The sequence below is a fragment of the Pseudomonas rhizoryzae genome (assembly GCF_005250615.1).
In the GTDB taxonomy this organism is placed as follows: Bacteria; Pseudomonadota; Gammaproteobacteria; order Pseudomonadales; family Pseudomonadaceae; genus Chryseomonas; species Chryseomonas rhizoryzae.
This window is the reverse complement of sequence record NZ_SULM01000006.1, coordinates 45,412-58,302: the sequence shown is the minus strand read 5'-3', so window position 1 is coordinate 58,302 and position 12,891 is coordinate 45,412. Positions and strand designations below refer to the sequence as shown.

Genomic DNA, 12,891 nt, shown 5'->3' with positions numbered 1-12,891 from the left:
CTGCTGGACGCTCCCGCCTGGCCTGCCTAAGGTGAGGGGGAGCCGTCCGTGATGAGAGCGCCATGACTTCCCTGCCTTTCGCCTCCCTTGTGCTTCCCCTGTTGCTGTTGGCCGCCTGGGCCGGTTCGGCCGTCTGGCTGACCGGCCGCCAGCGCTATCTCCAGCAGCAGCTCGACAGCGCCGCCGAGCGCTACGACATGCTGCGCGACGACCTGCAAAGAGCCGAATTGGCCAATGGCCGCCAGGTGGTGGAGCTGGGCGCCGAACGCGAACGCACCGCCACCCTGCAGCGTCAGCTGGAGGCCAATCGGGAGCTGGAGGCCGAGTTGCGCCAGCAGACCCGCCAGGCCCAGCTGCAGGCCGCCGAGCAGCACGCCCTGGCCGAGGCCACCCGCGCCCAGTTGCAGTGCATCCAGGAGCAACTCGCCGAACTGCGTGAGCGCCAGCACCGCGAGCAACAACTGCACGCCGAGGTGCAGGAACGCCATGCACGCCTGGCCGAAGAACACGCCACCCTCAAGACCACCCTGGAGCAGAAGGAACAGCACTTCCAGGAACAGCACCTGTTGCTGCGCGAGAGTCGTGAGCAGCTCAAGCTGGAATTCGAACAGCTAGCCGGACGCATCTTCGAAGCCAAGGGCCAGGCCTTCGCCCAGCACAGCCAGCAGTCGCTGGATGCCCTGCTGCGGCCCTTCCGCGAGCAGATCGAAGGCTTCCGCGCCAAGGTCGAAGACATCCACCACAAGGACGTCCAGCAGCAGGCGGCCCTCGGTCAGCAACTGCTCGACCTCAAGGAGCTCAACCGCCAGATCACCCAGGAAGCCCACGATCTGGCCACTGCCCTGCGCGGCCAGAAGAAGGCCCAGGGCAACTGGGGCGAACTCATCCTGGAAAATGTGCTGGAACGCTCCGGCCTGCGCGAAGGGCGCGACTTCGTCCGCGAACGCAGCTTCACCACCGAGACCGGGCGCCGGCGGCCGGACGTGCTGGTGCATCTGCCGCAGAAGAAACACCTGGTGGTGGACGCCAAGGTGTCGCTCAACGCCTATACCCGCTACGTCAACAGCGAAGACGAAGGCGAGCGCCGCCTGGCCCTGGGCGAGCACGTACGTGCCGTAGGCGAGCGTATCCGCGAACTGGCCGATCGCGAGTACTTCAGCCTGCCGGGGCTGAATTCGCCGGAGATGGTCTTCCTGTTCATCCCCATCGAATCGGCCTTCGTCGAGGCGCTCAAGGCCGACGAGAGTCTGTTCCAGCGTGCCATCGAGCAGAACGTGCTGGTGGCCACCCCGACCACCCTGCTGACCAGCCTCAATATCGTCCGCCAACTCTGGCGCTTCGAGGATCAGAATCGCCACACCGCGGAACTGGCCGACCGCGCCGGCAAGGTCTACGACAAGCTGCGTACCTTCCTCGGCAGCATGGATGGCATCGGCAAGAGCCTGGAAAAGGCGGGTGAGGCCTATCGCAAGGCCTGCGGCCAACTGGTGGGCGGGCCGGGCAACCTGGTCAAGCAGGTGGCCGACTTCAAGGAACTGGGCGTGGCGGTACGCACCGAGCTGGATGGCCAGTGGACCGAGCGCGCGGAGTTGGAACTCAACGTGGTGGAGCTGGCAGACCGCAGCTGACTAGCGGCTGGGCAGTAGAGCAGAGGCAGCTGGCCGGCGGAGGGTCCACCGGCCAGGAAGCAAACCTTAGTGGTGCTCGCGGGTAGCGCGGAAGGTAATCTCCGGCCAGCGCTCTTCCATCAAGGCCAGGTTGACGCGGGTCGGCGCCAGATAGGTGAGGTGACCGCCGCCGTCCACCGCCAGGTTCTCGAAGGCCTTGGTCTTGAAGTCCTCGAGCTTCTTCTTGTCGTCGCACTCGATCCAGCGCGCCGACCAGACGTTGATGGCCTCGTAGGCGCACTCCACCTTGTATTCCTCTTTCAGGCGGCTGGCGACCACGTCGAACTGCAGCACGCCCACCGCGCCGAGCACGATGTCGTTGTTGCGCTCGGGGAAGAACACCTGGGTGGCGCCTTCCTCGGCCAATTCCTGCAGGCCCTGACGTAGCTGCTTGGATTTCAGCGGGTCCTTCAGCCGTACCCGACGGAACAGCTCCGGGGCGAAGTGGGGGATGCCGGTGAAGCCCAGCGCCTCGCCTTCGGTGAAGGTGTCGCCGATCTGGATGGTGCCGTGGTTGTGCAGGCCGATGATGTCGCCGGCGAAGGCCTCTTCCAGGTGCTCACGCTCGCTGGAGAAGAAGGTCAGGGCGTCGGCGATCTTCAGGTCCTTCTTGATCCGCACGTGACGTAGCTTCATGCCCTTCTCGTACTTGCCCGAGCAGATACGCATGAAGGCGATACGGTCGCGGTGCTTGGGGTCCATGTTCGCCTGGATCTTGAACACGAAGCCGGAGAACTTCTCCTCCACCGGCTCCACGGTGCGCTCGTGGGCGGCGCGCGACAGCGGGCGCGGCGCCCAGTCGACCACGGCGTCCAATACCTGGTCGACACCGAAGTTGCCCAGGGCGGTGCCGAAGAACACCGGGGTCATCTCGCCGCGCAGGAAGGCGTCGTTGTCGAATTCGTGGCAGGCGCCCTGCACCAGCTCCAGCTCCTCGACGAAACGCTCATAGAGATCGCCCAGGTGGGCGCGGGCCTCGTCGGAGTCCAGCTTGTCGATGGTCTTGGTGGCGATACGCTCGTGACCGTGGCCTGGGGTGTAGACGTAGATGCGGTCGTCGGAGAGGTGATAGACGCCCTTGAAGTCGCGATAGCTGCCGATCGGCCAGGTGATGGGCGCGGCCTTGATCTTGAGCACCGCCTCGATCTCGTCGAGCAGTTCGATGGGGTCGCGGATGTCGCGGTCGAGCTTGTTGATGAAGCTGACGATGGGAGTGTCGCGCAGGCGACAGACATCCATCAGGGCGATGGTCCGGGGTTCGACGCCCTTGCCGCCGTCGAGCACCATCAGCGCCGAGTCCACCGCGGTCAGGGTGCGGTAGGTATCTTCGGAGAAGTCCTCGTGACCGGGGGTGTCGAGCAGGTTGATCATGTGCTCGCGGTAGGGGAACTGCATCACCGAGGTGGTAATGGAGATGCCACGCTGCTTTTCCATCTCCATCCAGTCGGAGGTCGCATGGCGGTCGGATTTGCGCGACTTCACCGTACCCGCCACGGCGATGGCCTGGCCCATCAGCAGCAGCTTCTCGGTGATGGTGGTCTTGCCCGCGTCGGGGTGGGAGATGATGGCGAAGGTACGGCGCTTGGCGACTTCGGCGGCCTGGGTGGTCATGGATGAACCTGGGCGAGAGCGAAAAAAGAGGGGGCGGAGTATAGCAGAGCAAGAGTTAAAGCTCCGCAGACCAGCGACTGGGATCGCACGTCTTCTGCAATCGCTGATCTTGCGGAGGATTCATTAAAGCTGGGGAGGAAGCGGAAGGGGTTTTTCTAGATGGAAAATTCTTATTCTGTCTATCACGTTAGGGGGGAGTGGACTTTCTACCGGACTAACTGGTGTTCCCGTCTTTTCCGCCTGTTTTATTGCAGATTCATAGGCGTTGTTTGCAAGCTTTGCTGTTCTAATTTTTTCGTCGAAAAGGGCTCGGCAGAACTGTTCAACTTTCCCTTGATTGGCTGTGGGCTTGGCGGCCGTATCTGCCTGTTTCAAAAAATTTAGACAGACATAGGCTTCGTCACCTGCACCTACCAACATTTTTATGGATTCAAGATTTGGCTCAGGCCTGGTAGTAACGGAACGTTCATTCGGCATCTTTTTTTCTTGAGCCTTGGGCTTAGGATCATCTTGATCGGGTTTTTCCGGAGTTATGGGAGGAGGGGTGACAGAGGGCGGCGAAGTATCGATCATGGCCAACGCCAGTGTGTACCTCTGACTCCTGCTCATCAGCATGGTGTAGGTATCCGAGTCGATAATGCCATTGGCATAGGCTTCACACAGTCGATACAGCTGGTCTCGTAGTAGCTGTACCGTCTGGGTGCGATTGCCTACGTAACTGGCGGCTGTACTGTAGGCCAAGGCAGCATCCCGGGTTACAGCCGAGTCCGATAGCAACTTCCAGTTGAGTTTGGCGGCATAGGCTTGCATGGAATCTGGACTCGGCTCTGCGCAGACAATGGTTTTCGGTGTATTGCGCAGATTAATGTTTGGGCCCTCCTTCGTATCTTGAGGAGTAACGAAAATAGCCCTTGCACCTATATCAGTCAGTAATGAATCGGACTCTGAGAAATTTGGTTTTCGATACAGGGTGCTCCAGTTAGCACAACCCGATAGCCCTATCACAGCAATCAACGGAAGAAGATAGCTCGCGCGCATGGTTCGTCCTCGGAAGGCTCTGGCGAGACGCTGGCCCAAAGGGGCCAGCGTGTCCTTTCCCTGGCGGAACCTCGGCGCCGACTGCCCAGGGAGGTCCAGGCTAGAGGGCTTCCCGATCCGTGTTCATCCTCCACTTGGATGAAACCCTCAGCCTCCCGCTACTCTTCCCAAGAGCGCCACCAACTCCGCCTGTCGCTCGGTGTCCGTCTTGCGTAACAGCGCGCGCAACTGGCTGCGGATCGTGGTGATGCTCACGGTCAGGCGTGTCGCGCAGGCCTCTGGTGTCAGGCCTTCCATCAGTAACAGTGCCAGACGGGTTTCGGCAGGGGTGAGCTTGAACAGGTCACGCACTCTTTCCTTGTCGAGCGCGCGGTGGGATAGCGTCAGCAGAACGAGGGGAGCACTGCCGTTCGGAATCAGGCTGGGCGAAACCGGTACCACCAGCAACTGGCGGCCTTGCTGGTCGTCAAGTCTGATCAGGCTGGCGCTAGGTGGACTCCCGATGCCGGCAGCGCGTTGGATCGTCCTACCGAGCTGGATGTCCTCGCGACGCGCCCTTATCCGCCCCTGAAGGATGCGCAACGGACCGTCCGATGAGCGCAACAGGGCCTCGCCGTGCCGGCTGGCGAAGATCAGCTGACTTTGACCATCGACGAGCCACAGGTAATGACCGGATTGTTCGAGAAGCAGCGACTGATGGTGAAGTTGCCTGCTCAATGCCGCCAGATGGCTGGCGAAGGTTCCCGCAAGCCGCAGGTGAGGCGAAAGCTGTTCCAGCAACAGTTGCTGGCTCGCTTCGGGCGGGCTGCAATCAACCTCGGTGATCAGCGTCAGATAGGCCTTGGCGGAAGCGGTTTCGTACAGTTTCACGCAGGAGTTGTTACCCAGCCCCAGTGGATGCTGGTAGTCCTGGTAGTAAGGATCGCGCTTGATGCGTTCGGTGCCGATGTCGCGCCAGTCGTGGTACCAGTGGCCAACGGCGCGCTGAGGCATGCATTCACGACCTGGGTCCAGCAGGTGGTAGTAAGCGGCGTAGGGTGCCAGGACGGCTTCGTCATAGCGGTGATACTGCGAAACATCGACAAAATCCCGGCCTTGCGCCTGGATCATTACCCCACCCTGCTGCCGCCCACTGAGCGGAATCAGCCGTTCCAGCAAAGCTTCCCAGCGGCTCTCGTCCAAAACGCATTCGTAGCAGAGTCGCACCAGCTCGTCGTAGTGTCGCTGCATGGCAGGATCCATCCCTGTCGCGTCACCAGCGAAGACGTCTATCTCCTACCTTTCGCTGCCAGCCTTAAGGATGCATCCAGTATTGCGACTGCACAATGGTGGCACCCGATGGCAGGTAAGCGGCTTGGGCTCGCCTAGGGCTGCGGCTGGATCTTGCCCTCGCTGAACGGCGCCTTGCCTCTCTTGCGCACCAGGCGCTTACCCAGGGCCATGCCGGGAAGCTCGATGTATCTGTAGGTCAAGCAGGCCAGGGCGAAGACCACTACAAGTTCCAGCAGTACCACCAGGTTGTCCAACAACGGGCTGCCGGTGGCGATGTAGCGGATCATGAAAGGCACCGGCACGTCGTGGGAGGGCGCCACCACCGTGAGATCCTGGTGCAACAGCTTGCCCAGCACGATGAAGGCGCTTTTGAACAGGAAGATCACCGCGGCATGGCCCAGGTAGATCGAGTAGGACAGCATGCCCAGTCGGACGAAGATGCCCTGGTGCAGCACCGTCGAGACCAGGCCTCGCTCGAAGGCGAAGGTCAGGATGGTGACGCAGAACACCAGGCTGGCCAGCACGCCTTTCTTGGCGACGGGTAGCTCGGACGTCATTACCGCGGCGGCGGCGATCAGGCAGGCCACCTCCAGCAGGGTGCCGCCGAATGGCTCCTGGTCGTGTGTCTTGATCCAGACGTAGAGGCGATAGGTGCAGGCGCCAGCGAAGAAGCACGATAGCCCACGGAAGATCTCGGTCTTCAGCGGCAGGATGGGAAACAGCAGTTGCAGGAAGGCCAGCAGGGCGATGACCAGGAACCACTGGCGGTGGTGTCCCTGGCCTTTCAGGACCAGCAGTCCGAAGATCAAATAGAGGTAGTACTCGATACTGATGCTCCAGGAGGGATAGTTGAACGAGCCGGTGATGGCTTCGCCCAGCCAGGATTGCAGCAGCAGCAGATTGGGCAGGAATTGCTCGGGAGCCGTGGCGCCACTGAAGGCCGGGTCGTTGAAGCTGATACCCAGTTGCTCGGCCAGCAGGCGGCCGGTCTCCAGCAGGACATAGAGCGCCAGCATGGCCAGGTGCAGCGGCAGGATGCGGGCCGAGCGGCTGATGGTGAAGTCGCGATAGTCGTCCGGGCTGCGTAGGCGGGTCTCGTAGGTGTGCATCAGGACGAAGCCGCTGAGCACGAAGAAGAATTCGACGAACAGATAGGCGTTGGCGATCAGCGGATTTTCCGATGCTGCCTGGGCGACATAGGTGTGGAACAGGACCACGGCCACGGCCAAGAGGCCGCGAAAACTATCCAGAGCGGTGAATCTTTCCATGGGATTTCCCTGACGGTGCGATGGGTGAGGGCAGGTGAGTAATGGCCGCCGTTAGGGAAGGGAATGAGGGAATGGGGAAGGGAAGGCGGAAGAGGGCATGGCATCCTGGCTCTTGTTGTCGCGACGATTTCAATAGTCGAACTATTACTTTCTGTTACGGTTTGATTGCCAAAACCTTAAGAGTTCTCCGCAGGGTCGAGACTTTTGTGATTGCGATCACCGATTTGCGTTCAGTTCTTCGGTGATCGCCGGGGAGCGCCCGCTGGCGTGGCCAGCGGCGCTTGCCGTCAGCGCGGGCCGAGCGTTGCGCAGTCGGACGGCTTGACGTACTTCTGCAAGACCGCCCATTGCGGGCGCGGCTTGCCATTCACCGGCTCGATCGCCAGCGGGTAGTCGCCCCAGTTGGGGCCGGCTGCCCAGTACATGGCCGGAATGCATTCCTTGCGCAGCCGCGCCAGCAGGCGATCCATGGCCGCGAGCCAGCGCGGATCGTTGTCCGGCACGCCGAATTCGCCGATATGACCGCGCTTGCCGTGCTGCTTGAGCCAGGTGATGAAGGGTTCCACGCGGCGGATACCGACGTCCGGGTCGAAGGCGGTCAGGTCCTTCTTCAGGTACTTGCCGCCGCCGTCGTTATCGAAATAGACATGGGCGGAAAAGATCAGGTTGTCCGCCGGATCCTTGAGCTCGAGCAGCTTGGCGTTATAGCGCGGCCAGAGGTAACTGCTGGACCAGCCGTTGCCCTCGACCAGGATCGGCCGGGCGCGATCCACGCTGCGCACGGCGTCGATACCGTGCTGGGCGGCGATCGGCCACTGCTCTACCGCATCGTGGGGTTCGTTCATGATGTCGTAGGCGACCAGCGCGGGATGCCCATGCCAGCGCTGGGCGATCCGCCGCAGCACGTCGGCGTAGGCCTGGTAGGACACGGCCTGGCTGCCGATGATCTGGCCGCGATATCTCATGTAGTTGTGCAGGTCGAGCACCACGCTCATGCGGTAACGCTTGGCATTGTCGAGCGTCTGGTCGATCAGCTTGACGTACGTAGGATCCAGGTCCTTGTTCAACTGCGGCTGCAGGCGTTCCCAGATGATGGGGAAGCGGATCACCCGGATACCCTTGGCGCTCCAGCGGCGGTAATGGCTGGCTTCGGGAAAGAAATAGTTGGTCCCAGGTTTACCCGGCAGTACGTGAGGAGCGAATCCAGCACCGGAGAAATTCAATCCGATGAGATCGGTGGGAAAATCTCGGGGGTCGGCTTGTAACGCCGGTGCGGTTCCCAGGCTGAAGAGGAGGACGAAGAGAGTCGCGAAAGCGGATTTCAGGCGAAGCGTCATCGGCAAGGTCTCAGACAGTGACGGAAGACGGCGAGCAGATAGGTGCTCGATTCGCTTATGAGGCCTGAATGGAAGCGGTTAAGTTGCGCGCCTGTACGCAGAAGGTGCACTAGGCAACGTTAAGGCCGGCGAGTAGATCAGAAATGAGAGCTGGATAGGGTATACGACAGACCGCCTGGACTAGGTCGGATCGCCCAAGCAAAAGCGGCGCGAGAGGTTGGAACGGGTGATGAGCTGCCTGCGACTGCTTTCCGTCGGCGACGGCGCAGGGCAGATCATTCGGATGAGTTCGCTAGCGACGCAGACAGATCCCGGCCCACTGCTCGGCTTCGCGGCGGGCCGAGGCCTCGTCGTTGAATTCGGCGATCAGGCCACCGTGAGCATAGACCACCACCCAATTTTCCACCTTGGGTTGCAGTAGCAGTACGGGGGCAGGGGAGAGAGTAGCGGAGTCCAACGATGCACAAGCCGTCATGTCATTCATAACGTTCCCTTTGAAGTTAGCTCGGTGATTAGTCTGTTGTTATAGCGGTACCAGAAACGGCGTTGAGTGCTATCACTGGGCCACCTATTGACCTTGTGATGGCTGAATGATCCCTCAAAGCGTCAGCCACTCGTCAGAATGGTAAAGAGGTGCCAAAGGGATGGCGTCGCACTGGCTCACAGAAAGATGTTTCAGTCATGACCATACGTCAGCTGACTTGTGTGGCTTTGCACGAAACTGAAAGGGTTCAGCTTGCGCAGTGTGAAGTTGGTCAGATGAAGGCTGTGTAAGGGATAACAAAAACTGGATTAAGTTTATCTTCCCCTGTCTGCCTGCTTCGTCTAGCTCGCGCCTCCTGCCTTCTCGCCACTACCCGCGTCTTTGGCTAGCTCATCCGGTTGCTCCAGGAGTGGCAATTCCTCGAGCCGAGTTGGCATTGAGTCAGTCTATTGGGTTAGCCTAAAAGGAAGTTGGCGAACTATCGACCTGCTTCGGACGTCAACCAACCCGGTCGAGACAAGGTGCCATGCCGTTCCTTGAGAGCGGCACTCAAGGGTGCTGCGGAGCCTAATGCTCCGCCCGCGCCCCGTTGGTCCAGCCGGCATTCCCGCCATGCCCCGCTGCGTCTCGACCCTGAACCCGGGCAGCCGTCGTGCACCTCGCCTTGCTGCGAGTTCCGCCGTTGGAAGGCACGTCGCCTGTCCGCTCGTTGAAGGAGCCTGACATGGCGAAATTCAAGACCCTCCTGCTCGGCGCAGCCGTGGGAGCGGTGATCCTGGCACTGCTGGTGCACTGGATCGGTATGGATACCCTGCGTACCTATCGCGCCGATCTGCTGTTCTACCTTCAGGCCCACCTCTACCTCGTGGCCGTCTCCATGGTCTGCGCCCTGCTGGTCGGTGTCCCCGCTGGAGTCGTGCTCAGCCGGCCGCGTTTCGCCCGCAGCGCCGAGCGCTTCATGCAGGTGTTCAACATCGGCAATACCGTGCCGCCGCTGGCGGTATTAGCCATCGCCCTGGGCCTCGTCGGCATCGGTGATGGCCCGGCCATCCTGGCGCTGTTCCTCGCCTCCCTGCTGCCCATCGTGCGCAACACCTACGAGGGCTTGAAGAACGTACCCGGCTCGCTCAAGGAAGCCGCCACCGGCATCGGCATGACACCCGCCCAGGTGCTGACCAAGGTGGAGCTGCCCAATGCGGTGCCCATCATCGTCGGTGGGGTACGAGTCGCCCTGGCGATCAACGTCGGCACCACGCCCCTGGTGTTCCTCATCGGCGCCAATAGCCTGGGCAGCCTGATCTTTCCCGCCATCGCCCTGGAGAACCAGTCGCAATTGCTGCTGGGCGCCGCCGCCACCGCTCTGTTGGCGCTGTTGCTCGACGGCCTGGTGCTGCTCGCCAGCCCCCTCTGGCTGGAGCGCGGCCTGGCCCGCTAAGGAGACGAGATGAAAAAGTTGTTTATCGCCCTCGGCGCGGCCTGGTTCGGCCTCGTCCTGGTCAGTAATGCCCAGGCCGACCCCATCCGCATCGGCGCCAAGGTCTTTACCGAGCAGGCCATCCTCGCCGAACTCACCGGGCAGTATCTGTCCCGTCACGGCTACCAGCCGGAGATCATTGGTGGCCTGGGCAGCACCATCGCCTGGAACGGCGTGAAGAACGCCCAGCTCGACCTCACCTGGGAATACACCGGCACCTCGCTGGTGGCCTACAACCATGTCACCGAACGGCTGGACAAGGCGGCCTCCTACCAGCGGGTCAAGGAGTTGGATGCCAAGGTCGGGCTGGCTTGGCTGGCGCCCACCCGCTTCAACAACACCTATGCCCTGGCCCTGCCGGAAGAGGTCGCCCAGCAGCATCCCGAGCTGAACACCATCAGCGACCTGGCTCGCTTGCTCAAGGCCGAGGCCGGCAAGCAGCACCTCACCGCGCTGGACATCGAATTCGCCAATCGCTCCGACGGGCTCGCCGGCCTGGTCAAGGCCTATGGCCTGAGCTACACCCGCGACGACATCCGCCAGATGGATCCGGGGCTGGTCTACACCGCCCTGCGCAACGGCCAGGTGTTCACCGGGCTGGTCTACACCACCGACGGCCGCCTGGACGCCTTCAAGCTCAAGGTGTTGGAAGACGACAAGGGCTACTTCCCCGACTACACCGCCGCTCCGGTGGTCAACGCCCAATACCTGGCCAAGCATCCGGATCTCGCCGCGTTGCTTAAACCCCTGGCGGAAAGCCTGGACCAAGCCACCATGCGCCAGCTCAACGCCAAGGTGGACATCGAGCGGCAGACGCCGGCCCAGGTGGCGCGCGACTTCCTCGCCCAGCACCCCCTAAGCGGAGGGCAATGACCCATGGATTTCGTCACCTCCTTCCAGCACATCGACTGGCTGCAGGTCCTCGAACTGACCCGCCAGCACATCACCCTGGTCGGTATCGCCGTGACCCTGGCGATCCTGGTCGGCGTGCCCCTGGGCATCCTCATGACCCGCTATCCCTGGCTGGCCGGACCGCTGCAGGCGGTGGCCACGGTGGTCATGACGCTGCCTTCCATCGCCCTGTTCGGCCTCCTGCTGCCGTTCTATTCCAAGTTCGGCCAGGGTCTCGGTCCGCTGCCGGCCATCACCGCGGTGTTCCTCTATTCGCTGTTGCCGATCCTGAGGAATACCTACCTGGCGCTGACCAGCGTCGAGCCGGGTATCCGTGAAGCGGGTGCCGGCATCGGCATGACCTTCTGGCAGCGCCTACGCATGGTCGAACTGCCCATCGCCCTGCCGGTGATCCTCGCCGGGGTACGCACCGCCGTGGTCATGAACATCGGCGTCATGACCATCGCCGCCACCATCGGCGCCGGTGGCCTGGGCGTGCTCATCCTCACCGCCATCAGCCGCAGCGACATGGCCACCCTCATCGTCGGCGCCGTGCTGGTCAGCCTGCTGGCCATCGTCGCCGACCTCGTCCTGCAGTGGCTGCAACGCCGCCTCACCCCGCGCGGCCTGCGCAGCGCCCATTAAGGAGTCCCAGATGATCGAACTCGACCGCCTGACCAAGACCTTCAAGCAACACGGCAAGGACGTGACCGCAGTGGACGCCGTGAGCCTCACCGTCGAGGAGGGCCAGATCTGCGTCTTCCTCGGTCCCTCCGGTTGCGGCAAGACCACCACCCTGAAGATGATCAACCGCCTCATCGAGCCCACCTCGGGGCGGGTGCTGATCAATGGCGAGGACACCACCGGCATCGACGAGGTGACGCTGAGACGCCATATCGGCTACGTCATCCAGCAGATCGGTCTGTTCCCCAACATGACCATCGAAGAGAACATCACCGTGGTGCCCAAGCTGCTGGGCTGGGACAAGAAGAAGTGCCGTGAGCGCGCCACCGAGCTGATGAGCATGGTGCAGCTCGAGCCCAAGCAGTACCTGTCGCGCTATCCACGCGAGCTGTCCGGTGGCCAGCAACAGCGCATCGGGGTGATCCGCGCCCTGGCCGCCGAGGCGCCGCTGCTGCTGATGGACGAACCCTTCGGCGCGGTGGACCCGATCAACCGCGATGCCATCCAGAACGAGTTCTTCCAGATGCAGCGGGCGCTGAACAAGACGGTGATCATGGTCAGCCACGACATCGACGAGGCCATCCGTCTGGGCGACAAGATCGCCGTGTTCCGCGGCGGTCGGCTGGTGCAGTTCGACCACCCGGATACCCTGCTGGCCCATCCCAAGGATGAGTTCGTCAGCAACTTCGTCGGCCAGGACAGCACCTTGAAGCGCCTGCTGCTGATCCGCGCCGAGGATGCCGCCGACAACGCGCCTTCGATTCAGGCCGAAACCCTGATCGGTGATGCGGTGGAACTGATGGAAGAGCACGACCGCCGCTACCTGGTAGTGACCGATGCCGCCAACAAGGGCCTGGGCTACGTGCGCCGCCGCGACCTGCGCGGCCAGAGCGGCCCGGTGGCACCCTTCGTCACCCCGTTCAAGGCCACCGCGGCCTTCGACGAGCACCTGCGCATCCTCTTGTCGCGCATGTACCAGTTCAACAGCTCCTGGCTGCCGGTGCTCAGCGCCGACAACGACTTCCTCGGCGAGGTCACCCAGGAGTCCATCGCCGACTATTTGAGCAGCGGCCGCTCACGCGGCAAGACCAGCATCGTCTCGCCGGCGGAGCAGGTGGCGGGGTAGAGAAGGGTGGTAGGCACCGATCGACTGATCGGTGCTGGC

At 62.2% G+C, this 12,891-nt stretch carries 11 protein-coding genes; 5 read left to right on the top strand and 6 right to left on the bottom strand.

Going from position 1 to position 12,891, the window contains the following annotated elements:
* Window positions 1-62 precede the first annotated feature (62 nt).
* On the top strand, window positions 63-1,628 hold the full coding sequence (locus FAZ11_RS10915; RefSeq protein ID WP_058772144.1) for a DNA recombination protein RmuC: 1,566 nt from the start codon (window positions 63-65) through the stop codon (window positions 1,626-1,628).
* A 66-nt stretch (window positions 1,629-1,694) separates the two neighbouring features.
* Here the strand turns inward: FAZ11_RS10915 and FAZ11_RS10910 are convergent, their stop codons facing one another.
* From FAZ11_RS10910 to FAZ11_RS10885, 6 genes are all read right to left on the bottom strand, one after another.
* Window positions 1,695-3,278 carry a peptide chain release factor 3 gene (locus tag FAZ11_RS10910; RefSeq protein WP_058763855.1) on the bottom strand — a complete coding sequence of 528 codons (1,584 nt, stop codon included), beginning with the start codon at window positions 3,276-3,278 and terminating at the stop codon, window positions 1,695-1,697.
* A 123-nt stretch (window positions 3,279-3,401) separates the two neighbouring features.
* The gene (locus FAZ11_RS10905) at window positions 3,402-4,316 is read right to left on the bottom strand and encodes a hypothetical protein (protein WP_137279088.1); all 915 of its coding nucleotides are present in this window, start codon (window positions 4,314-4,316) and stop codon (window positions 3,402-3,404) included.
* Window positions 4,317-4,463: 147 nt separating this feature from the next.
* Entirely contained in the window at window positions 4,464-5,546 is a 1,083-nt protein-coding gene (locus FAZ11_RS10900; RefSeq protein WP_137279087.1) for a helix-turn-helix transcriptional regulator, read from the bottom strand.
* Window positions 5,547-5,680: 134 nt separating this feature from the next.
* Window positions 5,681-6,856 (bottom strand): acyltransferase family protein, encoded by a 1,176-nt coding sequence (locus tag FAZ11_RS10895; RefSeq protein ID WP_058772145.1) that lies wholly within the window; start codon window positions 6,854-6,856, stop codon window positions 5,681-5,683.
* A 287-nt stretch (window positions 6,857-7,143) separates the two neighbouring features.
* A complete protein-coding gene (locus FAZ11_RS10890; protein WP_240043546.1) occupies window positions 7,144-8,079 on the bottom strand; it encodes a glycoside hydrolase family 5 protein in 936 nt (311 codons plus the stop codon).
* A 406-nt stretch (window positions 8,080-8,485) separates the two neighbouring features.
* The gene (locus tag FAZ11_RS10885) at window positions 8,486-8,677 is read right to left on the bottom strand and encodes a hypothetical protein (protein ID WP_137279086.1); all 192 of its coding nucleotides are present in this window, start codon (window positions 8,675-8,677) and stop codon (window positions 8,486-8,488) included.
* A gap of 724 nt (window positions 8,678-9,401) precedes the next feature.
* Between FAZ11_RS10885 and FAZ11_RS10880 the strand changes: the two genes are divergently transcribed.
* The 4 genes from FAZ11_RS10880 to FAZ11_RS10865 are packed head-to-tail and all read left to right on the top strand — an operon-like array spanning window position 9,402 to window position 12,852.
* Window positions 9,402-10,112 carry an ABC transporter permease gene (locus FAZ11_RS10880; RefSeq protein WP_058772147.1) on the top strand — a complete coding sequence of 237 codons (711 nt, stop codon included), beginning with the start codon at window positions 9,402-9,404 and terminating at the stop codon, window positions 10,110-10,112.
* A gap of 9 nt (window positions 10,113-10,121) precedes the next feature.
* Complete coding sequence (locus tag FAZ11_RS10875; protein WP_058772148.1) at window positions 10,122-11,024, top strand: glycine betaine ABC transporter substrate-binding protein; 903 nt, start codon at window positions 10,122-10,124, stop codon at window positions 11,022-11,024.
* Between the two features lie 3 nt (window positions 11,025-11,027).
* The gene (locus FAZ11_RS10870; RefSeq protein WP_058763843.1) at window positions 11,028-11,687 is read left to right on the top strand and encodes an ABC transporter permease; all 660 of its coding nucleotides are present in this window, start codon (window positions 11,028-11,030) and stop codon (window positions 11,685-11,687) included.
* A gap of 10 nt (window positions 11,688-11,697) precedes the next feature.
* Window positions 11,698-12,852 carry an ABC transporter ATP-binding protein gene (locus FAZ11_RS10865; RefSeq protein ID WP_058772149.1) on the top strand — a complete coding sequence of 385 codons (1,155 nt, stop codon included), beginning with the start codon at window positions 11,698-11,700 and terminating at the stop codon, window positions 12,850-12,852.
* Window positions 12,853-12,891 lie beyond the last annotated feature (39 nt).